General features: G+C 61.0%; 29 protein-coding genes. 13 read left to right on the top strand and 16 right to left on the bottom strand.

The genetic code is table 11. From position 1 onward, the window contains the following. Positions 1-118 precede the first annotated feature (118 nt). The 4 genes from FJV80_RS24435 to FJV80_RS24415 all read left to right on the top strand — a co-directional run bounded on the left by FJV80_RS24435 (position 119) and on the right by FJV80_RS24415 (position 2849). Positions 119-346 (top strand): hypothetical protein, encoded by a 228-nt coding sequence (locus FJV80_RS24435; RefSeq protein WP_142877645.1) that lies wholly within the window; start codon positions 119-121, stop codon positions 344-346. Positions 347-408: 62 nt separating this feature from the next. Beyond that, a complete protein-coding gene (locus FJV80_RS24430) occupies positions 409-639 on the top strand; it encodes a hypothetical protein (protein WP_142877644.1) in 231 nt (76 codons plus the stop codon). 429 nt (positions 640-1068) lie between these two features. Continuing rightward, positions 1069-1797, top strand: a complete 729-nt coding sequence (locus FJV80_RS24420) for a sulfate adenylyltransferase (protein ID WP_142877643.1) — start codon at positions 1069-1071, stop codon at positions 1795-1797. A gap of 191 nt (positions 1798-1988) precedes the next feature. Continuing rightward, on the top strand, positions 1989-2849 hold the full coding sequence (locus tag FJV80_RS24415) for an ATP-dependent DNA ligase (RefSeq protein WP_142877642.1): 861 nt from the start codon (positions 1989-1991) through the stop codon (positions 2847-2849). Between the two features lie 76 nt (positions 2850-2925). Here the strand turns inward: FJV80_RS24415 and FJV80_RS24410 are convergent, their stop codons facing one another. From FJV80_RS24410 to FJV80_RS24380, 4 genes are all read right to left on the bottom strand, one after another. Beyond that, positions 2926-3126, bottom strand: a complete 201-nt coding sequence (locus FJV80_RS24410; protein WP_142877641.1) for a hypothetical protein — start codon at positions 3124-3126, stop codon at positions 2926-2928. 171 nt (positions 3127-3297) lie between these two features. Further along, entirely contained in the window at positions 3298-3471 is a 174-nt protein-coding gene (locus FJV80_RS34660) for an RNA-binding protein (protein WP_185975260.1), read from the bottom strand. 1184 nt (positions 3472-4655) lie between these two features. After that, complete coding sequence (locus FJV80_RS24390; protein WP_142877639.1) at positions 4656-4901, bottom strand: hypothetical protein; 246 nt, start codon at positions 4899-4901, stop codon at positions 4656-4658. A gap of 193 nt (positions 4902-5094) precedes the next feature. Beyond that, positions 5095-5787 carry an SOS response-associated peptidase gene (locus FJV80_RS24380; protein ID WP_142877637.1) on the bottom strand — a complete coding sequence of 231 codons (693 nt, stop codon included), beginning with the start codon at positions 5785-5787 and terminating at the stop codon, positions 5095-5097. Positions 5788-5940: 153 nt separating this feature from the next. Here FJV80_RS24380 and FJV80_RS24375 point away from each other — a divergent pair, with 153 nt between their 5' ends. Then, positions 5941-6165 (top strand): hypothetical protein, encoded by a 225-nt coding sequence (locus FJV80_RS24375; RefSeq protein ID WP_142877636.1) that lies wholly within the window; start codon positions 5941-5943, stop codon positions 6163-6165. Positions 6166-6229: 64 nt separating this feature from the next. Here the strand turns inward: FJV80_RS24375 and FJV80_RS34655 are convergent, their stop codons facing one another. The 3 genes from FJV80_RS34655 to FJV80_RS24365 all read right to left on the bottom strand — a co-directional run bounded on the left by FJV80_RS34655 (position 6230) and on the right by FJV80_RS24365 (position 8986). Further along, positions 6230-6406 (bottom strand): hypothetical protein, encoded by a 177-nt coding sequence (locus tag FJV80_RS34655; RefSeq protein ID WP_185975259.1) that lies wholly within the window; start codon positions 6404-6406, stop codon positions 6230-6232. A gap of 181 nt (positions 6407-6587) precedes the next feature. Then, positions 6588-7430 (bottom strand): plasmid partitioning protein RepB C-terminal domain-containing protein, encoded by an 843-nt coding sequence (locus FJV80_RS24370; protein WP_246689045.1) that lies wholly within the window; start codon positions 7428-7430, stop codon positions 6588-6590. Further along, the gene (locus FJV80_RS24365; protein WP_142877635.1) at positions 7427-8986 is read right to left on the bottom strand and encodes a recombinase family protein; all 1560 of its coding nucleotides are present in this window, start codon (positions 8984-8986) and stop codon (positions 7427-7429) included. Before FJV80_RS24365 ends, FJV80_RS24370 begins: the two co-directional genes overlap by 4 nt. Positions 8987-9284: 298 nt before the next feature. On the opposite strand from FJV80_RS24365, the gene FJV80_RS24360 reads away from it, so the two are divergent. Next, positions 9285-9602, top strand: a complete 318-nt coding sequence (locus tag FJV80_RS24360; protein WP_056570230.1) for a YMGG-like glycine zipper-containing protein — start codon at positions 9285-9287, stop codon at positions 9600-9602. Here the strand turns inward: FJV80_RS24360 and FJV80_RS24355 are convergent. Next, positions 9596-10225, bottom strand: coding sequence for a methyltransferase domain-containing protein (locus FJV80_RS24355; protein ID WP_142877634.1), 630 nt, complete (start codon positions 10223-10225; stop codon positions 9596-9598). The genes FJV80_RS24360 and FJV80_RS24355 overlap by 7 nt on opposite strands. A gap of 133 nt (positions 10226-10358) precedes the next feature. Next, positions 10359-10850, bottom strand: coding sequence for a thermonuclease family protein (locus tag FJV80_RS24350; protein WP_142877633.1), 492 nt, complete (start codon positions 10848-10850; stop codon positions 10359-10361). A gap of 270 nt (positions 10851-11120) precedes the next feature. On the opposite strand from FJV80_RS24350, the gene FJV80_RS24340 reads away from it, so the two are divergent. The 6 genes from FJV80_RS24340 to FJV80_RS24315 all read left to right on the top strand — a co-directional run bounded on the left by FJV80_RS24340 (position 11121) and on the right by FJV80_RS24315 (position 16130). Further along, complete coding sequence (locus tag FJV80_RS24340; RefSeq protein ID WP_246689044.1) at positions 11121-11366, top strand: hypothetical protein; 246 nt, start codon at positions 11121-11123, stop codon at positions 11364-11366. Positions 11367-11539: 173 nt separating this feature from the next. Next, positions 11540-11794, top strand: a complete 255-nt coding sequence (locus FJV80_RS24335) for a hypothetical protein (RefSeq protein ID WP_095770618.1) — start codon at positions 11540-11542, stop codon at positions 11792-11794. A 146-nt stretch (positions 11795-11940) separates the two neighbouring features. Continuing rightward, a complete protein-coding gene (locus tag FJV80_RS24330; protein ID WP_095788320.1) occupies positions 11941-12729 on the top strand; it encodes a GGDEF domain-containing protein in 789 nt (262 codons plus the stop codon). A gap of 217 nt (positions 12730-12946) precedes the next feature. Continuing rightward, positions 12947-13909, top strand: coding sequence for a glycosyltransferase family 4 protein (locus FJV80_RS24325; protein ID WP_142877631.1), 963 nt, complete (start codon positions 12947-12949; stop codon positions 13907-13909). A 107-nt stretch (positions 13910-14016) separates the two neighbouring features. Beyond that, the gene (locus FJV80_RS24320; protein WP_095770615.1) at positions 14017-15243 is read left to right on the top strand and encodes an anion transporter; all 1227 of its coding nucleotides are present in this window, start codon (positions 14017-14019) and stop codon (positions 15241-15243) included. Positions 15244-15260: 17 nt separating this feature from the next. Next, positions 15261-16130: a tetratricopeptide repeat protein gene (locus FJV80_RS24315; protein WP_142877630.1), complete on the top strand. Its 870-nt coding sequence runs from the start codon at positions 15261-15263 to the stop codon at positions 16128-16130. On the opposite strand, the gene FJV80_RS24310 is transcribed toward FJV80_RS24315, so the two are convergent. Further along, the gene (locus FJV80_RS24310; RefSeq protein WP_246689043.1) at positions 16068-16757 is read right to left on the bottom strand and encodes a hypothetical protein; all 690 of its coding nucleotides are present in this window, start codon (positions 16755-16757) and stop codon (positions 16068-16070) included. The genes FJV80_RS24315 and FJV80_RS24310 overlap by 63 nt on opposite strands. Positions 16758-16844: 87 nt before the next feature. Further along, entirely contained in the window at positions 16845-17429 is a 585-nt protein-coding gene (locus FJV80_RS24305) for a TetR/AcrR family transcriptional regulator (RefSeq protein ID WP_142877629.1), read from the bottom strand. A 79-nt stretch (positions 17430-17508) separates the two neighbouring features. Here FJV80_RS24305 and FJV80_RS24300 point away from each other — a divergent pair, with 79 nt between their 5' ends. Beyond that, a complete protein-coding gene (locus FJV80_RS24300) occupies positions 17509-18360 on the top strand; it encodes a crotonase/enoyl-CoA hydratase family protein (RefSeq protein WP_142877628.1) in 852 nt (283 codons plus the stop codon). Positions 18361-18493: 133 nt separating this feature from the next. Here FJV80_RS24300 and FJV80_RS24295 read toward each other — a convergent pair whose 3' ends face one another. The 5 genes from FJV80_RS24295 to FJV80_RS24275 all read right to left on the bottom strand — a co-directional run bounded on the left by FJV80_RS24295 (position 18494) and on the right by FJV80_RS24275 (position 22830). Beyond that, on the bottom strand, positions 18494-18811 hold the full coding sequence (locus FJV80_RS24295) for a cupredoxin family copper-binding protein (protein ID WP_142877627.1): 318 nt from the start codon (positions 18809-18811) through the stop codon (positions 18494-18496). Beyond that, positions 18808-19332 (bottom strand): DUF4142 domain-containing protein, encoded by a 525-nt coding sequence (locus FJV80_RS24290; RefSeq protein WP_142877626.1) that lies wholly within the window; start codon positions 19330-19332, stop codon positions 18808-18810. Before FJV80_RS24290 ends, FJV80_RS24295 begins: the two co-directional genes overlap by 4 nt. 106 nt (positions 19333-19438) lie before the next feature. Beyond that, on the bottom strand, positions 19439-20125 hold the full coding sequence (locus FJV80_RS24285) for an RNA polymerase sigma factor (protein WP_179296320.1): 687 nt from the start codon (positions 20123-20125) through the stop codon (positions 19439-19441). 216 nt (positions 20126-20341) lie between these two features. Further along, complete coding sequence (locus FJV80_RS24280) at positions 20342-21421, bottom strand: HPP family protein (protein ID WP_095770609.1); 1080 nt, start codon at positions 21419-21421, stop codon at positions 20342-20344. Between the two features lie 227 nt (positions 21422-21648). Then, entirely contained in the window at positions 21649-22830 is a 1182-nt protein-coding gene (locus tag FJV80_RS24275) for a cystathionine beta-lyase (RefSeq protein ID WP_142877625.1), read from the bottom strand. Positions 22831-23038 lie beyond the last annotated feature (208 nt).

Here is a 23038-nt window from a genome sequence, read left to right as displayed (position 1 = left end):
TAGGGCGCTACCAGGCGGCGACTTAAAAGACTTCCGCAACCAGGCATTTCGTTGCTCCGCGCGGGCCATTGCAATCCGCTAGCTTGAAACAGCTGTTCGGGGCGGCATATTTCCGCTGATGCAGGATGAGCACGGCAAGCGCATTTCCATTCTCGATCTCGCCGCTGTGCGCGAGGCCTTCAAGAAATCTGTCCACGAAAACAATGTCTCGCCTGCCGAATGGGGCGAACATGCCCAATGGTTCGTTCAACAGCTTGCGGTTCACAAACTTTCGGAGGTGGCGGTTAGCCAGGTCACAGAAGCGCCGGATGACAAGCCAGCAATATGGCCGCAAAATCCCACTTGATCTGACGATTTCGGTAGCCCTATAAAAAGCGACGTTACCCTTGCTCTCTCGGGAGGCTTGCGATGGATAACGTGGTCCCGTTCCGCAAAGTGTCGGCCCGTGTCGAAGTGGCGGAAGTCTCTGGCGAATGGCTCGTCCGCGTCACCGAAAACGACCAAGAACTTACCCGATCATTTGACGTGGAAGAATATGCGCTGTCCTTTGCGGAAGGTCAGCGCATCCGGCTAGGGCTGGATGAGTCATGCGGCTTTAGGCGCTCTACCTCTGTGTGGAAACCGATCCGCCTGGTGTGATGGCGTGACGCCGGCGCCATGCTGTTGCCGGATTTTCAGGTAGCCCGCAAAGATCGACAGCTTCTTTTCATAACCTATGCGCACCATAGCTTTGCAGCTGTCGCATCTGAAGCTTCCGATTGTGCGGAGCCAGGAACCAAATCTCACTAGAGGATGTGAACAGGCCGGACAGTTGAATTCCATCAGCACGTCACTCAGCTCATCGGTTAAAGCCATTTGTAGTCCTCCCAACCCGGTGCCCCACCGGCCCGACTCAAGCAAGAAGGTCAGAATATGTTCCAGGCTGGGACTTCCGGCTGATCGGCAGCAGACTTAGGTCCGAGCCTCCGGCCATTCAGACAGCAACCGCGCAGTCTTTCAGGCTTTTCGGTCCTTAAGGTCATTCAAATGAACGTTGGTGCGGGTTGTGTCGTGGCTAAGTGTTCCGCGATGATCATCGAGTTGTTTGGCCCGCCTGGAGTAGGCAAGACCACGCTTCGTCCGCGCCTCTGCCGGGCGATGGCCAAGCGCGGCATCAATGTGAAGACCGTGAACGGGTACCGCCAGATTGAAAGCGGGGCTTCGAAAGACGACGGCCCAGAAGTACGCCATGGCATTGGACGTATCGGGAAAAAGTTGGCCGCATCCGGTCATATCTTGCTGTCGAACTTGCCAAAGGACAGTTTGGCGGCCCAGCTTCTGGCAGCCTTCCCTGTGCGAAGTCTCTCGTGGTCATGGCGCATGAAGGTCGATATCGCACTTCTTTGCGAGTCCTGGCGTCAGGCGGCGGAATCGGACGGTCACTTCATTTTCGAAGAGGGCTTGATCCAGGCCTTGTGCGCGCTGGCTGTGTTGGCGCGAGGGCGAAGCACCGACGTTGTTCGTGGCTGCCTTTCGTTCCTGCCGCGACCGGACCTCCTTATCCAACTTGATGCTCCGCAGGAAACCTTGCGCCGCCGCCTTACTGATCGGCATGCGCGGCAACCTCTGCTGGAGGTTCTGCTCGAACTCGGCGTGGACAAGGGCTTGAGACAGGCCAGTATATCGAGGGAGATCGGAAGGTGCTTGCGCCAGGCCGGTTGGCCTCTGATAAAGATCAACGGCGCAGAACCGCAAGATTTCGACGAGATCATCAGGCGTGTCTTGGAACAGCATGACGCAGTGGCGCTCCGGGCCTAACGGGGCTTCGATCACCGGGAAGGCGGCACGCCCGACTAGTTTAGCCTCGGCGCTCGGTCTGTGACGAGCGCTCCTGTCCGTGCGCCGTTGGCGCCCAACGTACGTCACCCCAATGCGTTCGCTGGGCATTTCCAATTCCGGAACTATTTTAGTTAAAGCTAATTGAATCGCGTGTTCTGCGAGTCCTGCGTATGCGTCTGAAATTCATCAAGCCGATGGAGCCTGAACTGGTCGATACTCCGCCGCAAAGCGCGGAATGGATCCACGAGATCAAGTTCGACGGGTACCGGACTCAGTTGATCAAGGATGATGATGGCATTCGGCTGATCACCAAGAATGGCTACGACTGGACAGGTCGCTATATCCAGCTTGCTGGCGAGGCAGAGGCGATCGAAGCGAAAGATTTCATCATCGACGGCGAGACGATCACCATCAATGAGGCCGGCCTGTCCGATTTCCATGCACTGCAATCGGCCGTCACCAGCCGAACGCCATCGCGCGACCTGTACCTGGTCGCCTTCGACCTCCTGCACCTCAACGGGCACGATTTGCGCGACATGCCGGTGGAAGACCGCCGTGACATCCTCCAGGCGCTGATCCCGACCGGTGGCCGCATCCAGTTCAGCGAAGCAATGCCGGGAACGGGCGATGCCGTCTATCATCTTGTCGACCAAGCAGGCTTGGAAGGCATGGTGTCAAAGCGCAAGGGCAGCAGCTATCGCAGTGGTCCGACGATGAACTGGCGCAAGATCAAGTGCTATACCGAAAAGGAAATGGACATTATCGGCGTGCAACGGGAGGCCGGTAAGCCTGCGATGGTGCTGATGGCCGACAACGGCCGATATGCCGGCGGCGCGTTCGTGGCATTCAAAGCAGACAAGCGGCAACGGCTTTGGGATCGGGTGCAAGGCAAGATTGGCGGCCCGACACCGATAGGTCTGAAAAAGGCCAAGGCTGAGTGGCTGAAGCCGGGATTGGTCGGACGCGTTCGGTTCCTCAAGGGCGAGGAAAAGCTACGCCACGCCACATTGAGGGATTTCTGGGAGGGCTAGCCGCCGATCTGATAGAGTTCCCCGGCGAGCGTGGGCGGACGCTCCCACGTATTGCCCGGGCTGGCGAAAAGCTTAATTAGTCTCTTTCGACCGCGAACTTGAAAACTTCGCGCCGCGCCTCATCCGCCACCCGGAACCAATGAGCCTGCACAGTTCTGACGACGAACGGTCCGGTCGTAACTTTGCTCACAGCCTCCAAAGCTGTGGCGCCGTGGACAATATGCAGGGCTACAACTTCGTCACCCTGCATTTCATCGATATGGTACTTTGTCGTCATGGGCTCCTCGCCGGTACCGAGCCCCTAAACGCCATTGATCAGCGCAGGTTCCTCGGGCGCGTCTGGCCTCTAGGAAGCGTGGGCGCAGCGTCCGCGATATTGGGCAAAATCCGAAGTGTCCCCAACGCCTCAGTGGTTTGGGCGGCGTGCGCGTGAAGTTCAAAGATTGAACTATTCGCCCTTGGCGGCGCGGCGCTTTGAAAGCGCCCGCCACAAGCCCGCCTCTTCCTGTGTCCCGCCATCAAAAACTTGAAGGACTACCGCAGCCAGGTATTCGCGTTGCTCCCAGTCTTTTTTGGCTAGGCGGCGTTCCTCACACAGTCGGTCAAACACGCGCTGGAGCATGTCCAGATCAGCGGGGCAATAGACACCACTGCAACGCGGTAGCGACATAGCCGACGCCCTAAAGCGAGCCTTATTAGCATTATCTCATATAACCGGTTTTGACGCGATGAGTTTTCGTGTGCCTTTGTGGAACGATTTCACGTTTGGGAATTTTCAACCCAAGGGGTCGATCCTCCTGGGTGCAGCCGCTCTAATGAGAAAGCCCGTCGCTCTCTAGCCGCGACGGGCTTTCTATTGGCACGCTCGCGAGGTTTCCCCTTCGTTGTCATTCAGCTTTAGCACCGACAGACGTCGACGAGGCTTCCGATCGACGTTCCTAAATGCCTGCTGGAGCGCTCGGTATCGACGCGGCGGTCACGAAATTGGCCACCGAAGACCAACGAAAGGAACAATTTTAGCAACCGATAATTTCATAGGTCAGTTAGCCAGGGGAGGCTGTCTTGACCGAACGACGGGTCGACAAAGAGCGCATCGAGCGCGCCGATCGAGAAGCTAAGCTATTAGTCGAGGCGGAGACGAAAGCACGAAATGCGAAGACGGCACGGTTGCGGGAGCTCCGTCTTTCGGCACAGCCGACGGAAAAGTCAGCTCCGGTCACAAGGCGCCGGCCGCCCGCCAAAAAGCCATCTGAGAAAATTGTCTGACATGCGCGGCAGCGGCGGCAAGTGGGCCACGCGGAGCGGCTTATTTCACGCCGGCGCGAGGGCTATATTGTAATCCGCTAGCTTGAAAGTGGCCACCGAAGCGGCGGACGACCACTTGCGCGGCGAGGAGGATTTGCGGCATGCTTCCCTCCAGGACTTTCGGGAGGAAGATGGTGCCAATCCGACGAGTGGCGAGTGACGCCGGTATATTCGACGAAACCGAATTAGCACTCCTCGGCAGGGTTTTCGACAAGCTGAAACTTGAGCAACGGTCACCGGACACCCTCGATGCGATCGCATCGCGGGTCATCGCAAACTATATGGCCGGCATCAAAGACGAGGCTGAACTCCTCTCGCTTTCGCGATGGCCGCTCCGTCGCTAGGATTGCTAAGGCGGCCCGGCCAGCCTTCAGGATGACACAGGGCGACTAGCCGGGCCATGCCGGCCATTTGAAGAAGCCGGGCGAACAGCGATCCTACTCTCCTGTCCTCTTCTTTCAATTGAAAATGAATGTACGATTTTTACCGAGTCGTGATTCCCTAGAACGGCTTGCCCGCACGCATCATGGCCCGAGCAATGGCAAGCTGTGTTTCTGTCCTGGCGTTTTCTTTCTGGGTCATGTTGTCGGCCGCGATCAGCCGCTTCAATGACCGCAGCGTTTCGCCGCGCGACCATCCAGCCTCCAGCATGCAATCAACGATCGCTTGAAAACCGGGCTCCATCGCCTCCTGGCAGTCGATGGAGCGGTCTGGATACTCGTCCGCCTCTCTTGGTCGACTAATCATCTCGCCCCCACCAAATAACTGTCGCCGTGTTCGCGATGCTCGAAACAGAACCAGTGCGATGGTTGTCTCGGCTTTGCAAATCCGAATGGCGCGCGCTTGCCGCACACGTCAAACTCGCAGACATGATTTTCGATCCCTCCAGCTCGCCAAGGCGCCGCCGTCATGCCTTCGTCAAGCTTGATCGGTTCGTCACTCATAGCGGATTGATCGGTCCGACTAGGGCGGGGTGGTCGTTCGGTTGCTTGTTGATGACGGTCGAATTGACGTCGCGCCCGACACGGTTGAATTGCAACTGACTGCCGATATCGTGGCTGAGAATGTCTTTCAGGTATTCCTTCGGCGTCGACGGGTCGAGCCATGCGTCGTAATAGGCCTGGTCGAGAATGACCGGCTGCCTATCGTGCAAATTCCTCATCGGCTCGCCGGCCGGCTCGGTGATGATGGTGCAGCTGGTGACGTCGAGATTTGAGTTGTACGCCCAGAGCCCGGCAAACGAAAAAGGCGCGTGGCCGGGCAGGTAGATGTGCCAGGGATCCTTCTTGCCGTCGGCCGGTGAGATTGTCCATTCGTAGAAGCCATCCGCGGGGATCAGGCAGCGCTTCGACTTGAAGGCGTCCCTGAAGGCCGGCGCGGTGTCGATGCCTTCAATCCTGGCATTGAACATGGCCGCCTTGGGCATCTCTTTTGCCCAGAACGGGACGAGCCACCAGCGCCCCTCGCGCAATCGATGGCTGCCGTTATCACCGGCGGTGACGAAAGGAACGTCCTCTGTCGGCGCGATGTTGTAGCGCGGCTCATCGTTGCGACCGATTTCCGCCGGCGCCGTCAGGCGGTAGAGCCGGTGGATTTCCGACCATGTCAGATATCGGGTGTAGCGGCCGCACATGGCGTTTCCTCAATCGACAAGCGTCCGTCTCGCTTGGGAGCTATCTTGCCAGCAGTGAACGAAATGAGAACAAAAGAGTCAAGCTGGCCTTTACAACGCCCGGCGTCCGCTGGAGTATCGTCTCGGGTGGGGCGACCCTTAAGAGGTGTCGCAATGGCTAGATCAAAACCTTCGAAGCAGCTATCGCAGGCCGAAATCGAGTGCTTCTTGCTGGCAGCGGAAGCCCTGCACAAGAGCATCGTCAATCCGTTCATCTCGCCGCACTGCGAGCACTACCGGGCAACGCGCGTCCTACATGAGACGCTGTTGAAGGCCGTGCGGGAAGTCACCGGGAAGGAAGTCGAGTTCATCCGCTGGTTCGGAGGCGGTTCGGCCTAGCGACTAGATCGCGGCCTTCCATTTCCCCTACGGCTGGGTAGCGCGCAAAGCCGCACTGGCCCGATTAATGCTTAACGCCGTACCCCAGCGATGTAGCTGCCTTCTTGTTGGAGAGTGAGGCCTCTTCTTCCGTGTTGAAGGGGCGGGCAGTAGCTGTGCCGTCTGGCTTGAGAATGACGGCCAGGAATGGGAACCCGTTCGCGGGCGGGCGATAAACAATAAAGGCCGGCTTCTTGCTCATGGGCAGGCATCCCCTTGACCGCGTCTGGATGCAAACGCATGCCCGTCCAACGCAGTTCCTTAGTTAGGGTGTAGTGCCGGCCTGTCCTGCCGCGACTAGCCGCCTTGTGAAAGGGGCGAGCCTATCCGGCCTACATCTCCCTCGTCCCGCTTCGCAGTCGACTGATCTTCGGTTCCAATGCTCAAGCGGTCGGCGGGTGTTTCTTGTATCGAGTCTCGCGGAAGTCGAGCAAGTTCTGAAACACCTCTAGTTGCCCCGCGAAATTGCGCGCCAAATATCGAACCAGCTTGGGGTTGTTCAGCAGTCGGTCGAAATAGCTCGTAGCGGCGATCAGGTTTAGCATTTCTGAGCCGTGGGTGCTGGCAGCGCTCAGATATTTATGGCTGACCTCGGCAATGTCGGCTTCCATGGCAGCCATTTGCGCCGAGGAAATACCCTCGTATCTTTTTCTACGAGCCAAGGGATCGATGAGTTGTGATCGTGGGGTGAGTTCGATCAAGAGCCTCGCTACTCGAAATTCCACGCGGTTCATCGCAAGCATCAGCCGGACAATTTCAACCTGGCGGCCCGGCACGACCTCTCGTAACAAGCCGAAAATCTTCAAGGGGGCGCCGAAATCGTTCAGCATGTCGAGAGCTTTGAGGCAGATGCCTTCGACAAGCGGCTCGTCGACGCGCGGCAAGGGAATCTGCCGGTCTTCGCAGATACCTGCTTTCACCCCGGCCTCTGGCGAATTTTGCATCAAGATCGAAGGAGGCGTTGCGAAGTCATTCGATTGAAGCAATCCTTGAAATGAAGCGATGCGCAGGACATGACGAAAGGCATCGACGACGCTTTCCATCTGGTGTTTCACCGCGTCGGCTTCCCTGATGAATTCCTGCATATTGTCGACTTGGCGCCTGTAGGTCTTCAACAAACCGGAGACACGCAGCGGGTTCATCGGCGGCCGCGAATCTACAGTCAGCCGAATGGCATGCCGATTGTTTGTGACGAAGTCGCGAAGCCCGGCTTTCGTAGTTCTCATATATTTGCCGCCATTGGTTCTCGTCTCGCCATCTCAACCACAGGATCAAGCGAAGCGAAGAGGAAGGCATCAAGGCGCACGCCATTGTCGGCCTTGAGCATGTGAAGGGCAGACTGCGCTTCATGAGCGGGTGCGATCAGGAAGTCACGAACGGTCTGATTATCGGACTCCATCCTGATCAAAATCGTTACCTCTGGCCCGATGAGACCCCGCTTCCAGAACGGCCAGCGTGGAAAACCGGTGACGTTCATCCGATATTGCGCAGTCCAAATCGCCACGGAGAATTCATCATTGACACGCATAATCTTTGTTTGGGGATCGTACAGCGCTGAGCCACCGACCTCGTCGATGTCCGACATCAAGTTCTCGATTGTTTGCTGCCGAATCTGAATGAGCCGCCTTCTAATGTCGAGTTTCCGATAGTTCGCCGACCCGTCGTATCCGATCAACTGGTAGGCGGCGTTCATGCTTCCAAAGCGATGCGCGTAAATGCTGGCTGAATGACAGCCTGGAGCGGCATCAATGATTGGGCTCGACAGCCTTCCCCGTTCTTTCAAAAGCTTGGTCAGATCGGCCAGCAACTCTTCATCGGGTCTGAGGTAAGTGCGCGCCCGCCTGATAGCTTGCGCACGATCGAACAGCGCCCGGGTTACGAGCGGCTCGATGACGTTGTCGACGCGAACAAATGCGCTTGGCGGATTTCTTACCCGGTTTTGCAGAAGCCTATGGGATATCCGGTTCCATACACTGTTGCCGATATATTTCTCGCTGGCCAGTATCGTGGCTACGCACGCCTTGGTCCATGGTCGGCCGAATTCTGTGACCAAGCCGCGCGCGTTTAAGGCAGTCGCAATTTCTGCTTCTGATTTTCCCTTTTTGACAAATTGATTGAACATCCATCGGACGGTCGAGATCTCATTCTCAGGCCCCGGGACGAGGATCACGCGGTCACTGGCCAGGCCTTTTCGCTCATTGCGATCGAGTTTTGCCTTGGGATTTCCCGAACCGTCAACAAGAACACGCCTGTAGCCGTAGCCTGCGGGGCCGCCCCCGCTGAAACCCAGTTTGATTATTCGGCTTTGACCGGCAAAGACCCTATTCGACAGCATTCGGCTGTACTCCGCAGCCATACTACGCTTGATGGCCTTCAGAACGTCAGACCCAATACTCCCATCGTTGACGAATAGCTCGGCGCAGAATTCGATGCGCACACCGGCTCTTTGGCACCGGTACTCATAAGATGCGCTTTCATCAGTATTCTGAAAGCGTCCCCATCGGCTGACGTCATAGACCACGACAGTTTCGAAATCGGCCCGCCGGCTTTCGACATCGTCGATCAGTCGCTTCAAACCCGGGCGCCCCCAGATGTTGAGCCCACTTCGGCCTGGATCTTCATATGTTGCAACGATCTCGTACCCCATGACCTCTGCATAGTTACGGATCGCATCCCTTTGATTGTCGATGGAGTAGATTTGCCTCTCCGTCGACATGCGCAGGTATTGAGCAGCGCGGGCCCTTCGCCTTTCAATCTCGATGGGTGTAGCTGCTTTGTCCATCGCGCGCGCCGTGGTCTCAGACGTGATAATAGGGACCTGTGCCGCCTGCGATTTTGTTAGGAAAACATGTCCATTTTGTTTTGAATGCGAGCCGTCGGCACAACCAGATATATCCGTGGGCAACTATATCGGCCGTTGAAGATCAGCGGATGCCCGTTTCTCTCCGCTTTGGAAACCATAGCCTTTCAACTGTCGGTAAACCCTGACTCACTTCGTGAGAGCGCGTGCCCCCGTTCCGCCGCAATGCGGCCTCACGGGACGATCGATAGGGATTTCAGACGTTTAAGGGAGACCTCGCATGACCTTTCACAAAGCCATAGCCGCCGTGCTGATGACCGCGGCACTTGCCGGCTGCCAGTCGCAGACCGAAGGCCAGCAACGGGCCACCACCGGTGCGCTCATCGGCGGCGCCGGCGGCGCTCTCGTCGGCCAGGCGATCGGCGGCAACACCAAGAGCACGGTCATTGGAGCGGCCAGCGGCGCGCTGCTCGGCGCCGTCGTCGGCTCCGCCACCACCCCGCAGCGTCGCGGCGAGGAAATGTGCCGCTACCAGGACCGCTACGGCCGCATCTACACCGCGCCCTGCGACGACCGCTACTACAACGGCAATTATTGAGGCGCCGCTGGCTCCTTCTTTGCGAAGGCCCAGACCATTAGCGGGTATTCCTCGTCGTTGCTGAGGTCCCGCCAAAGACCGTAGGCGCGTACCGGGCCACCGATGTGAGCCCGGGCGCAAGCCTTGTTGCCCCAGCCATGGACCTTGACGTTGGCTTCGGCAAAACCGCCCTCGACCATCAGCTGCTTGAGGCCGGCGGGCGTCCACCTGTTGTAGTCGTGCGGCCGGGCATGGACCCGGAACAGGAAAGGCGTCGCCACCATCGCCCAACCGCCGGACCTGGTCATGGCGTGGATGTTCTGCACCGCCGCCAGCGGCCTCTGGACATGTTCCAGCACCTGGTCGGCGATGACGATCGAATATTGTTCCTCGGTGCGGTCCTTACAGATGTCGAAGGCGGGGAAATCGACCGAGCGGTAGTTGGGGCACATTGCCCGCCAATAGCGGTTCCAGCCCGGCGAGATCTCGATGACGTCGGCGGCCTTGCGGTTGCCGGCTTCGAGAAAGACGGTGAACGCCTCGATCTGGCGGATACGCAGCCAGTTGCGGGAATCATAGCCGAGCAGGCGTTTGGCCACCTGTTTGCCGCGGTTTTTCAGGGTGCCGGCAAGGCTTGTCGTCATCAGATCGACCTCCTCCAAAGCCCGCCGTGAAAACAGAGTAGCCTAGGGAAATGGGCAAAAGATGACAGGACAGCCTATCTCTCGACGAGCGTCAGAGGGTGATCGGCCGCTCCCATGACCGGGCGCGAACAGCCTATTGAACCGTCATCTGCTTGCGCCATTCCCAAGGGCTGTCGAACGATCCTGCCCATAGGCCGCGCTTTGCTTTCCTGGCGTCAGTCTCAGCCTTGGCATAGAAGCCAGCGCTGTATCTCGGCCAGTCGACCGCATAGCCCTTCCTGACCATCCATTCGCCGATATCGACGCCTCCTGCCGTGCAGACGGCCACCATGCGTCTGAACTGGTCGCGGTCGACCTCGATGCACGATGCCGGGCGATGCGCCTCGAGGAAGTCGGCCAGGGCGAGAGACGCCCTTTGCCCGCAACGATATTTCTTGCCAGCGGCGTCAAGGCAAAGCTGCGCACTCTCAGGTGCGTCGATGCCATTTAGGCGAATGCGTTGCCCGTGAATTTCAACTGTGTCGCCGTCAATGACGGATGGAATTCCTACCAGCGGCGCAGCGGCCGCTGACAGCGGAATGAAAGCTGCCGCAGCGGCGAGGAGGAGGGCGGGGCGTGTGATCATGACCGTTTACAGTAGGCCGGGATTTCTTAATGTTTCGACGGGTCCGGTTTACAGCTGATGAGGCCAGAAACCGCAGAACTGCGCGGTTGGCTTTGGGCCTTCTAAGCCGATGGTCACAGGTTCGAATCCTGTCGGGATCGCCAATAAATCGATGATTTTACGCGGTTATTTCTTTCCTTTGTCTTTTCGCTTCTGCAGCGCTGGGACGGTGCAGGCTCGCTGTAAGAAATGACCTGCGGGAACCTGACGCTTGCCTGCGCGTTGCATCGCATGCTCAAGAAGATCGCCTTCGCCGCCGTGCTGTTCCAGGTTGCCGTTTTCTCGGCTCTGATAACGCAGACGGTTCTTTTCGCATCGACGGCGACCCAAGCCGCAGACGTACGGCGCAGCGAACCCATTGCCGTCACCGACAGGGAATGCGCCGCCGCGAGGTGGCCGAACATTCCGGGTCGGTGTCTGGAGCGGGTTGAGGCGCGCAACTCTATTACGACGCTGGTGCTGACGGCGGGCCAATAGAGCAGAGCTGCGTGGGCGACCCGGAATTATTTCGTGATCCGCCGAAGTTGGAACCTTAGCCTACATCAGGCGTTCGGGGCCTTGTATTCGCGGAGCCTCATAAAAGGCAATGTGCGGGCCTGCGAACGGGCGGGACAAAACAAGCGCGGGTTGGGGGAGGAGAAAACGAGGCCATGTCGAAACGTGAAATTGGAACGTCCCCCGCCCTGGGGCGGCGTATCGCTCAACTCAGAGCCAGAATGCAGGATGCCGAAATTTCCGATCATGAGATGAAGACCTTCCACAAGGTCGCGGCCATCATGGGGGCGGGCGACGGGTCCCTACAACTGGATGCCGACGACCTGATCGCGGCATCCTTCGTTGTCGAAGCAAGTGGACCGGCGCCGAACCATCGACGTTCTGAATTCCCCGCATCGCGCGAAATTTAGTCGGCGGGCTTGCGTTCACCGCCGGGGCACGGCGGTCCATTTGGGCGAGCATGCTCCGGCTCCCTGATCTCGAATTGAAGGGAAAGTCTTATCAATTTGTTTGCGTTGGCGCGTCATAGTAGCGACGGCTAACGGAGTGGAATGGGATGAAGTTCGACCTGTCGTCGACCAGTTGGGGCAGGGTGATCGCTGCCACCGCCGCCGGCACGGTATTCTTCATTGCCGTGGCGTTTTTCGTCGATTCCTTCAATTTCCCCTATCTCTCGCCCGAGGCTGTCTGGCGCGCGCAAATGACGGATCTCATGCTGCCCCTGGTGCTGGGCGGGTCGTTTCTGTTTTTTCTCATGTGGAAGATTCGCCAGCTGGCGATAGCTCAGCGCGACCTCAGCGTCATCGCCGCCACCGACAGTCTGACGGCCGTGCTGAATCGCGGCGCCTTCTCGATGCTGGTCGAGGCCTATCTGGAGGAGACCCGCAAGCAGGAACAGACCCGTTCCGGCGCGCTGCTGATCATCGATGCCGACCACTTCAAGTCTATCAACGACCGCCTCGGCCATGACTGTGGCGACCAGGCGCTCAAGCTCATCGCGCAGGCGATCAAGGGACAGCTGCGCGGCAGCGATATCGTAGGCCGCATCGGCGGCGAGGAGTTTGGCGTGTTTCTTCCCGGTGTCGATCCCTCGCAATCCTGGCTGGTTGCCGAAGGCATCCGCCGGCGAATTCGCGAAATGGACTTTTCGCCTGGCGGCCGCGCCTGTCCGCTTTCCGTCAGTATCGGCGGCACCAGCTTCATCGGGCCGACGACTTACGAGGCGATATTCTCCGCCGCAGACAGACGGCTCTATGCCGCCAAGTCGAATGGCCGCGATCAGGTCAGTTTCGACCCGGCGGAAGCCGCCCTGGTGTCTCAGTCCGGCGCCGCCACGGTGCATTGACCGCAGCCTTGCTGCGCGTGAAGGCTGAGGTCGCCGCTTCCTTGACGCCGTCTTGCCGGTGTGCTTCCTCCGGCTAAGGTGATGTATTGGGCGTCGCCAGAGACATTTCTGCTTTCTTGATCTCCTCGGTCTTCCGGGCCACCGGCGCAGTCACGACCTGTTTCGGTGCCGGGCGAACGAGTGGCGGGATGGCCCGGGCCAGGCAAGCGCGGCGATCATGATCCATTTGTTCAACGGCTTTCAGAACCCGTTTGGCGGCAGCGAACGCGAAACCCTGGACCTGTATCGGCTGTTGAGTGCCGACCAGCAGGTGTGTCTTTGGGCAACCTCTTCGCGCGTGTCCGACGAACTGATGCGGCAATTTCCGATTCGCCGCGTGTCGCTGACAAAGCGCGAGGTGCCGGACGGCGGCACCTATGTCTTCCTCGGCGCGCATTGGCGCAACAAAATCTGGCCTTACCTGATCCGGCGGCCACGCCGGCTGATCTATGTCTTCAACACCTTTCACCCGAAGATCATCGGGCTGACGACCGGCATGCCGCGCCTGCTGGGCTGGCCCGGCGCCGAATTGGTGCTGATCTCGGAATTCCAGAAGCGCATGCTGCAGGTCGAAGGCGTCGTGCATCCGTCGCCGATCGATATCGGGCGTTTTTCACCACGACCGGCAAGGCCGGACGGCCCGTTCACGGTGGGGCGGCTGAGCCGCGACACGGCGGACAAGCATCATGCCGACGATGTGGCGCTCTACGAGGCCTTGCTGGCCGATGGCGTTGCGGTACGGATCCAGGGCGGCATGCCGCTGAAGGACAGGCTCGCGCCGCATCCGCAACTCGAACTCCTGCCGCAGGGCCAGTTTGCCGCCGAGCAGTTTTTGCCGACGCTCGACGTCTTCTACTATCGCACCGGCTCGCATGTGGAGACATTCGGCCGCGTGGTGTTCGAGGCGATGGCCTGCGGTTTGCCCGTGGTCTGCCATGCGCATGGCGGCTATGCCGACAATATCAGCCCTGGCGAAAACGGTTTTCTGTTCGAGTCGACGCAACAGGCGGCGCGCATCCTGGCCGAGCTCAAGGCCGATCCAGCGCTGCGGGCTGATATGGGCCACAAAGCGCGGCAGACCGTCGAGCGACTGTTTTCGCCGCAGGCATTGCAACAGCGGCTGGATTTCTATCGGCGTTAGCGGTACCGCCCCGTTTGTCGTCAATCTCGACATCGCTAAAGTTGACATGCAAAAGAACCACCAGGCGGACGCATCGGCGCCACCAGATCGAGCAGGGCTTCTTACCAATGACGTTGATGGGCGCGGCGGCACTGCTGATCCTGGTCCTGACCTATGCCGGCGTCGCCATCGGCCGCATCCCCGGTTTGCGTCTTGACCGGGCAGGCATCGCGCTGCTTGGCGGCGCCGCGATGATCGCCGTTGGCGCGATCAGCATGGAGGACGCCTACCGCGCCATCAATTTCGACACGATCACGCTTCTGCTCGGCATGATGATCGTGGTGGCGCATCTGAAGGTCTCTGGCGCCTTTCGCGGCCTGGGCGCCATCGCCATCGAACACGCGCACGCGCCCTTCATGCTCCTGGTGATGGTGACGCTGCTGACTGGCGTGCTGTCGGCCTTCCTGGTCAACGATGCCATCTGCCTGGTCATGGCGCCGATCGTCGTCCACGTCACACGCGTCATCAATCGCAACCCGATCCCCTATCTGATCGCCACCGCCACCGCCTCGAACTGCGGCAGCGTCGCCACCATCACCGGCAATCCTCAGAACATGGTCATCGGCGCGCTGTCGGGCATTTCCTATCCCGCTTTTTCGGCGGCACTCGCGCCGGTCGCCCTGTTCGGTCTCGTCGCGGTCATCGTCATCGTGCGCATCGTCTATCGCGCCGAATTCACCCGCACCGCTGAATTGACGCCGCATGTCTCGCGCGGCCGGATGCATCGCGGGCAGGTGCTGAAAGCCGTGATCGTCTGCATCGGGCTGGCCATCGCCTTCTTCGCCGGCGTCCCCGTTGCCAAGGCGGCGTTGATCGGCGGAGCCATTCTCCTGCTCACCCGCGCCATCAAGCCGGACCGCATCTACCGTGAGATCGATGGCCCGCTGCTGTTCATGTTCGCCGGTTTGTTCGTGGTGGTCGCCGGCGCCGAAAGGACGTTGCTGACGCCGGATCTCATCGCCTCGGCCAAGAATCTCGGCCTCGACGATGTCTGGCGCCTGTCCAGCTTCACCGCGGTGCTCTCCAACATCATGAGCAATGTTCCGGCGGTGCTGGCGCTGCGGCCGTTCATACCTGGGCTGGAAAACCCCGAAAGGGCCTGGCTGGTGGTGGCGATGAGTTCAACGCTCGCCGGCAATTTCACGCTGCTCGGTTCGGTCGCCAACCTGATCGTCGCCGAGCAGTCCAAGGCTGCCGGCACGCCCTTGTCGTTCGGTGCCTTCTTCAAGGTCGGCCTGCCGCTGACGCTGATCACTCTCGTCGCCGGCACGGCATGGCTGGCCTTCGGGTTCTAACCGGAGTGGTAAAAGCGGTGACGGATACGAATCAAGTCGAAAGTGGCGATCTGATCCGACGTGCGGTGGCTGCTTTCAATTCCGGCAATCACGGCCAGGCAATGCAGCTGTGCGAGTTAGGCCTGAAGCAACGCCCGAACGATCCGGCTCTTTGCCATCTTCTGGCGGCGATCCTGTTCGCCAGGGCGGATTTGTCGGGAGCTCGCACGCGCATCGAGACGAGCCTGGCCGCTCATGCGGATAATGTGCCCGCTTTGATTCTGGCATGCAGGATTGCTCGGGCCGACGGCCGGTTCGAGGCAGCGTTGCAACAGCTGGATCGCGCGGCAAAGCTGTCATCACAGGCGGAAATACTGATCGAGCGGGCACGTACCCTTGATCAGGCAGGCAATGCTTTGGCCGCGGGCGAATGGTGGACACTCGTCTTGCAACGGGATCCGAAATCCGAGGAGGCTGCGGCGCGCCTCGGGCGCCTTGCCTGGCAACGCGGCGCGTCTGTTGAGGCAGAGGACTTGCTCGAACGCGCCGTCGCTGGCGGCGGGCATCCTTCTGCCTGGTTTGATCTCGGGTTGGTGCGTCAGGACATGCGCAAGTTCGGCGCCGCTGCCCAGGCCTATCGACGCGTGCTGGAGATGAGCCCCGATACCCCGGAGGCAGCCGTCAATCTGGGCGTCGTCTTGCAGGAAACTGGTGATCTGGATGGGGCGATGCTGGCGTATTCAACGGCCTATCGTCTGCGCCCATCCACGTTCGGCGTCATCGCCATGGCGCTTACATCGGCGCCGAGTGGTCGGCTGTGGCTCGATGAGGAAGCACTGCGTCGCTTACTCGCCAGTGGAGCGCCCCCGCCGGGCGCGGAACCGCTTGCGGTAGACACCCGGCGTTGACAGGACATTACCGACGGTGCGCGCATAAGACGCCTGCCGTTCTTCGTCGAACACCTCGTATTCCAGCTGCGGCGTCGCCCGCGGAACCGCAAAGCACTGTGCGACCGGGGTTCCTTTCCCGAGCACGCCGGAGAACCCAGGTTCCGTCCAGACCGCCGGGAAATTGATGCCGCCATCGCTGAACCGGTCGGAATCCACCAGCCCAGTCACCAGCCTGAAAGGAAGATCCTCGCGATTGACCGGATGCGTCGCGAACAGCGACCAGCCTTCCTCGACCTCGATGGTCCAGAAGCTGTTGAATTTGAGGGCGGCTTGGCCGGGCGTAGCAAACGGGCTGCCGGCGAGCTGCCCCGGTGCGTGGAAGCTCAATGGCGCTCTGGGGTGGTTCTGCGTGACCGGTTCTGGAATTTGCCAGTCCCACGAAAAGGTGCCCTTGTCGACGACGACGTCGCACGGCAGCAGGACCATGAAGCCATAGGTCATCGCATCGACAACGGGTGGGCATTGCTTGAGCGTGCGAATGTCGCGGCCGTGGATCGCCGAATAGGCGGTGGCGGGCATGGCGCGCAGCCATTCCGGCAGAGCGCCGCGCGCCGGGATCGGGCGCGGCAAATGCTCGATCAACATTGGATCACATCGAAAGATGATACGCATCACCGCCTCCCTGGCATTGCGATACCATGCTTGCCGGCTGCGTTCCAAGCCACGGCTGGTTCAGTCCTTGTTCCGCGATCTGACCCGGACAAGCGTCGCCGCTGCTCGTCCTGCCGCCTCGATGTAATCGGGATTGCGGTGGACCAGCATGATCGAAAAGGAGCCATCGATCAAAAGCACGATCTCGCGCGCCGCCGCCTGTGGTTCCTCGACGCCGTGGTCCGACAACGCGCCGGCCAGCCATGCCTCGAAATTCGACTTGTGGCGTGATCCGACATTGATCGCCGGATGGCCAGGCATCGAAGCGAGTTCCGCCGCCGTGCGCAGGAAACCGCATCCCTTCCATTTCGGGTGGCGCGCAGCCCGCGCCAGATTGCTGAAGATCGCCTCGGCCTTGCGGTCCGCGCCGCCTTCGGCGGCATCGAACCAGCCGGCCATTTGCCGCAGATTGGGCTGGTCCCGCGCGTCGAGATAGGCGGCGATCAGGTCGTCCTTGCTCTTGAAGTGGTAGTAAAGCGTCCGCTTGGTGAGGCCGGCCTTTTCCGCGACGGCGTCGACGCTGACGCGGCCGATTCCCTCGGCATAGAACAGCTTCGTCGCGGCATCGACGATGCGTTTGCGGGTCGGGCTGGCGGCTTCAGGCATGAGCCATGTATACCGACTAGTGAATATACACGCAATCGAAAGAGTGATCCCTTTCCGTGGTATCTGGAAAGGAAGAACAATGGCCGATCTTGTCCTGAACGAGACCCGCGACGGGGTAAGCGTCCTCACCCTCAACCGCCCGGAAAAGCTCAATGCGCTGAACTACGCCCTGATCGATCGCCTGCTAGCGATCCTCGACACGATAGAGGCCGACAATGCGGTCCGCGCCGTCATCCTGACCGGTGCCGGCGAACGCGCCTTCTCCGCCGGCGGCGATATCGGCGAATTCTCATTGAGTGTCGCCGCAGGCACGGATGTGGCGCTGCGCGACTTCGTCCTGCGCGGCCAGCGACTGACGGCAAGGCTTGAAGCCTTCCGCAAACCCATCATCGCCGCCGTCAACGGGATTGCCTTCGGCGGAGGCTGCGAGATCACCGAGGCCGTGCCGCTGGCCATCGCCAGCGACCGCGCCCTGTTCGCCAAGCCGGAGATCAACCTCGCAATGCCCCCGACCTTCGGCGGCACGCAGCGCCTTCCGCGGCTTGCCGGGCGCAAGCGTGCGCTTGAACTGCTTTTGACGGGCGCAACCTTTTCGGCTGAACGAGCGGCCGAACTCGGCCTCGTCAACAAGATTGTGCCGCATGCCGAGCTGATGCCGGCAGCGCACGATCTTGCCCGCCGCATCGCCACGCATTCGCCGGCAGCGCTCGCCGGCATTCTCACTGCGGTGGCGCGCGGCATCAACCTCAGCATCGCCGAAGGGCTGTTGGTCGAGGCCGAGCAGTTCGCCCGCATGGCGCCGACCGCCGATCTCAGGGAAGGCCTTGCCGCCTGGATCGAGCGGCGCAAGCCCAGCTACGACGGCACCTGGACGCACATCACAAGGCCGGACGAGACAAGGCGCGCGTCGCTGCGGCTCGACCATTCGTAGGCGGTGGCAAGTGGCGCTCGCCCGAGGCGCTTCTGCTGTGCTGGCGCGGTTCGTCCGCAGCGAGGATTTCTCACATGTGAAAGCCTGCGAGGCCTGCACGCTGGCGGCTGTGCACCGCCAGCCCGCGAAGGCATCACGGCGCCACGTTCATATGGCCCCTCATGTTGGGGTGGAAGCGGCAGAAATAGTCGATCGCTCCAGCCGCCTTCAGTGTCAGGCTCGCCGATTTCTTCGGCGGGATCATCACCTCCCAGCCGCCCTTGACGGTGGCCGTGTGGGCAACCACATCCTTGTTCACCCACTCGACCGTGTCGCCGACCTTCGCCTCGACGGTTGCCGGGGAGATGACGAGCTTGTCGATGGTGACCTCTATGGTTGCGGCCGCCGCCGGCGCCGTCATAAGCGCCAGAGCGGCCAGCCATGGCAGATGGATCAAGACGCCCGCCTTCATTTCAGCATGCCGGCGACATGTTCGGCGTGCTGCTCATGCCCCTGGAAGATCTTGAGGCCGGTCTCGAGCAGGCTCTTCAACTCGGCATTGCTGGCCGAAGGGATGAGCAGCGTTTCGAGCGCGCCGTTGACCTGCTTGTGATAGGCGACTTCATTCTCGATATAGGCCTTGTCGAAAGCCGCGCCCTTCAGCTTGGCGAGCTTGGCGCGTTCTTCTTCCGCCGCCTTGGTCAGCGCCTGGCTGGTGGCGTTGTCCTCGGGCTTCACCTTGAGCTTCTTGACCAGGTCGAGCGCCTGCTTGTTCACCGCCTCATGGTCGCGCTCCATGTCCTTGGCGAACGCGACGACCTCCTTGTTCTTCGATGTCTTGATCGCCTGCTTGGCCGCCTCGATGTCGAGGACGCCGGCCGTGTAGGCGATATGGGCGATCTGCGGGTCGGTCGGCTTGTCGGCGGCCTGCGCGAACGGAGCAGCGCTGACGAAAAGCACGGCGGCAAGGGCGGCGGTATATCGGGTGAACATGGCATCCTCCTTCGCCCGGCCGCGAGGAAGCGCCGGGCTTACATTTCCAGTTGACGCCGATTGGATGCGCGGCCGGGAGAAACGTTCCCGCAAAATCGCGACGGGATCATTCGAAGCCCAGCCGTCCCATAACGGCCTTGGTCAAACGCTCGCAGCGGCGGCCGGCGAAGGGGAAGGCGTCGAGCAGGACCGGGCCGATCTCGTCGTCCAGCGCCTTGCGCAACAGGCTACGCGCCCGGTGCAGCCTTGTCTTGACGGTCTCCGGCCGCACGCCCAGCAGATCGGCGGTTTCCTCCATGCTCAGGCCCTCGATGACACGGGCCACGAAGACCATGCGGTAGATGTCGGGCAGGCTGTCGGTCGCCCGCTCGACAAGTGCGAGAATCTGCCGCTGCGCCATCGTCCGCTCCGGGTCGTCGCTGGGGTTGAGGGGAAAGCGGATGATTTGCGCTTCCGGATTTTCGGGCATCGCCACGGTGCGGCGCCTCTTGCGCAGGCGGCCGAGTGCTTCGTTGATGACGATGCGCGACAGCCAGGTGGCAAGCGAAGAGTCGCCGCGAAATGTCGCCAGATTGGCGAAGGCGTGGACATAGGCCTCCTGGACGACGTCCTCGGCTTCGGCGTCGTTGCGCAGTATGCCGCGCGCGATGCGGTAGAGCCGCTGGTTGTATGTCTTGATGATGGTGCGGAAGGCGCCCGCATCGCGCGCCAGGGCTCGCTGTACAAGCAGCATGTCGCCGGAAAGAGCCTCGGCCACCCCGGGCATTTTGACGGGTATTGCGAGCTTGCTCATCGCGACCGGATCTCCCCGAACAGACGCTTGACTGCACGTTCGATGCGCCCGCCGGAAAAAGGTTCCCGGATTTCGGCAACCTGGCTCCGCTATTCTAGATCAGTTCACCGTTTCACGGAAACGGCGAACTGCTCCAACTCTTTGTGTTGACGCAATTCCCAAGGGAAAGCGCTGCGCGCTTTTCCGAAAACCGCACACACTTTTCCTGGAGTTGCTCTAAGCCGCCGCCAGTCCTTTGTCTGCGGCCTGCACGCGCGCTGCCGCCGCCAGCAGGTCGGTCTGGGTGATCAGGCCGAGGATGCGCCGCTCATCGTCGACGATGACCACGGCGTGGCTGCGGCCGTCGGTCAGTACGGGAAGCAGGCTCATCGCCGGTGTCTCGGGCGAAGCGGTGCCGGCCTTCGACATCACGCTCTTCACCGCATCGGTCGTCTTCGTCAGCTCGCGCAGGCCGACAGCGCCAACCAGCCGGCCATCCGCGTCGACCACCGGCAAGGTGCGGATGTTGTGATCGAGCAGTTGCTGGCGCGCCTCCTCGGCGGTGGCCTGCTCGGGCACCGAAACCACGTCGCGGGACATGATGTCCTGGCAAAGCAGCGTCCGGTGTGAGCGCACCATGGCCTGCAGCTCGACTTGCCTCAGGAGCCGTTCGAGGTCGTTGCGGTCGATGTCGAAGGTTTCGTCGAGCGTGGTCAGCGCCGCGTCGATATCCTCGGGCCGGAAGCCGACGCGCTGCCGCGCCGGCGGATCGGCCGTCCCATGGCTGTTGGCTGGGGAGGCAGCGACATGCGGGTAGTTGCGCCGCGCCAGCCTGTGGAAAAGCAGTCCGAGCGTGACCAGGATGATCGAATTCAGGGCCACCGGCACGAACGGAAACAGGAAGCCGGCGCTGACTACGGCCGGCCCGCCGAGCACCGCCGTCAGAGCCGCCGCGCCACCGGGCGGATGCAGGCAGCGCGTGAACGACATGGCCGCGATGGCGAGCGCCACGGCGAGGCCCGAGGCCATGACCGGATCATGGATGAAATGCGCCACCGTCACACCCACCAGCGCCGATATGGAGTTGCCGCCGATGATCGACCAGGGCTGCGCCAAAGGGCTGGCGGGCACGGCGAAGAGAAGCACGGCGGAGGCGCCCATCGGTGCCACCAGCAGGGCCACATGCGGGCCGCCGCCCATTGCCAGCCCGCTGATCACGCCGGTCAGCGCGATGCCGATCGTGGCGCCGATACAGGCCAGCAGCCGCTCTCGCAGCGTCGCGCCGGCAAGGATGGGGACAAAAAGACGAAAGGCCATGACAGGGTTGGGACCAATGGGATTGGACGAGGGTACCAGTGCAGCACGCAATGCGACCGAACCCACGGATTTGAAAGTCAAACAAATCCCGAAAGCAGCGGCCCGAGAGAATAATATTGCGCGACGCGCAGCAATGGGATGCCGCGAGCGGCTCGCGCTTTGTCATCAGCGCCAAGGCCTCGCTGCCGTCTGCTGATTCTGTCCGGCAGTCAGCCCGTGCGCGCTGGTTAGGCCGTCGCTGCGGCCAGACCGCGCAAAATGTCGGCTTTCAGGTCGTCTACATCCTCGAGGCCGATCTGCAGGCGGATCAACGGGCCTTCATAGGGGCCTTTTGCAACGACGCGGTCGTCGAGCCAGACTGGCACCGCAAGGCTCTCATAGCCGCCCCAGGAATAGCCGAGGCCGAAGATCTGCAGCGCGTCGAGGAAAGCGTGCTGCTCCTTCTGGCCGCCGCCGGCGAGCACGATGGAAAAGATGCCGCTCGAACCGCAAAAGTCGCGCTTCCATAGAGCGTGGTCCGGGTGGCTGGGAAGGGCAGGGTGGAGCACGCGCGCCACGCCCTTCTGGCCTTCGAGCCACGACGCGATGGCAAGCGCGCTGCGCTGGTGATGCTCCAGGCGCACGCCCATGGTGCGCAAGCCGCGCAGCACCTGGTAGACATCGTCGGGACCCGCGCAGCAGCCGAGCGTGCAGAAGCTCTCATAGAGCTGTTTCCAGTGGCTTTCATTGGCCGAGACCGTGCCCAGCAGCACGTCGGAATGGCCGGCCGGGTACTTCGTCGCCGCGTGGATGGAGATGTCGACGCCGTGGTCGAGCGGCCGGAAATAAAGCGGCGTTGCCCAGGTGTTGTCCATCATCACGATAGCGCCAGCCGCGTGCGCCGCCTTGGCGATCGCCGGGATGTCCTGCACCTCGAACGTGTTGGAGGCTGGCGATTCCGTGAACACCACCTTGGTGTTGGGCTTGATCAGGGCGGCGATGCCAGCGCCGATACGAGGATCATAATACTCCACCTCGACGCCGAGCCGCTTCAGCATCGTGTCGGCGAAATTACGGGTCGGATGGTAGACGCTGTCGACGATCAGCAGGTGATCGCCGGCCGACACGAAGGCGAGCAGCGGAATAGTCACCGCCGCAAGGCCCGACGGCACCACGATCGTGCCGGCGGATCCCTCCAGCGCATCGATGGCCTGGGCAAGGGCGTCCGTCGTCGGCGTGCCGCGCGTGCCGTAGGTGTATTTCTGGCTGCGGCCAACCATTGCGGCGGCGTTGCGGAACAGCACGGTCGAGGCGTGCACGACAGGCGGATTGACGAAGCCGAAATAGTCGTGCGGGTTGTTGCCCGAATGGGCCAACCGCGTGTTGATGCCCATTTTGCCGGAACCCTGTTCGTTGCCGTCCTTAGCCATTCTTCGTCTTCGCCTGTTTGACAAGGCGCTAGCCATAGTGCGGCGGCTTGGACCGCGCAACAGCCCACCATCCGCCAGGGATAGACTTCGAATATGCCAATTCTCCACCTGAACGGCATAGCTGCGGGGTCCTGAAACGGGCTCGGCAAGGTGTGCGGAAGTGATTGTCGGCGGAGCCGATCGTCCCTCGGTCAACCTATTGTAGACG

The organism is Mesorhizobium sp. WSM4310 (genome assembly GCF_007003935.1).
Lineage (GTDB): Bacteria > Pseudomonadota > Alphaproteobacteria > Rhizobiales > Rhizobiaceae > Mesorhizobium.
The sequence above is the reverse complement of the archived record's forward strand: the minus strand, read 5'-3'. Positions and strand labels throughout refer to the sequence as shown.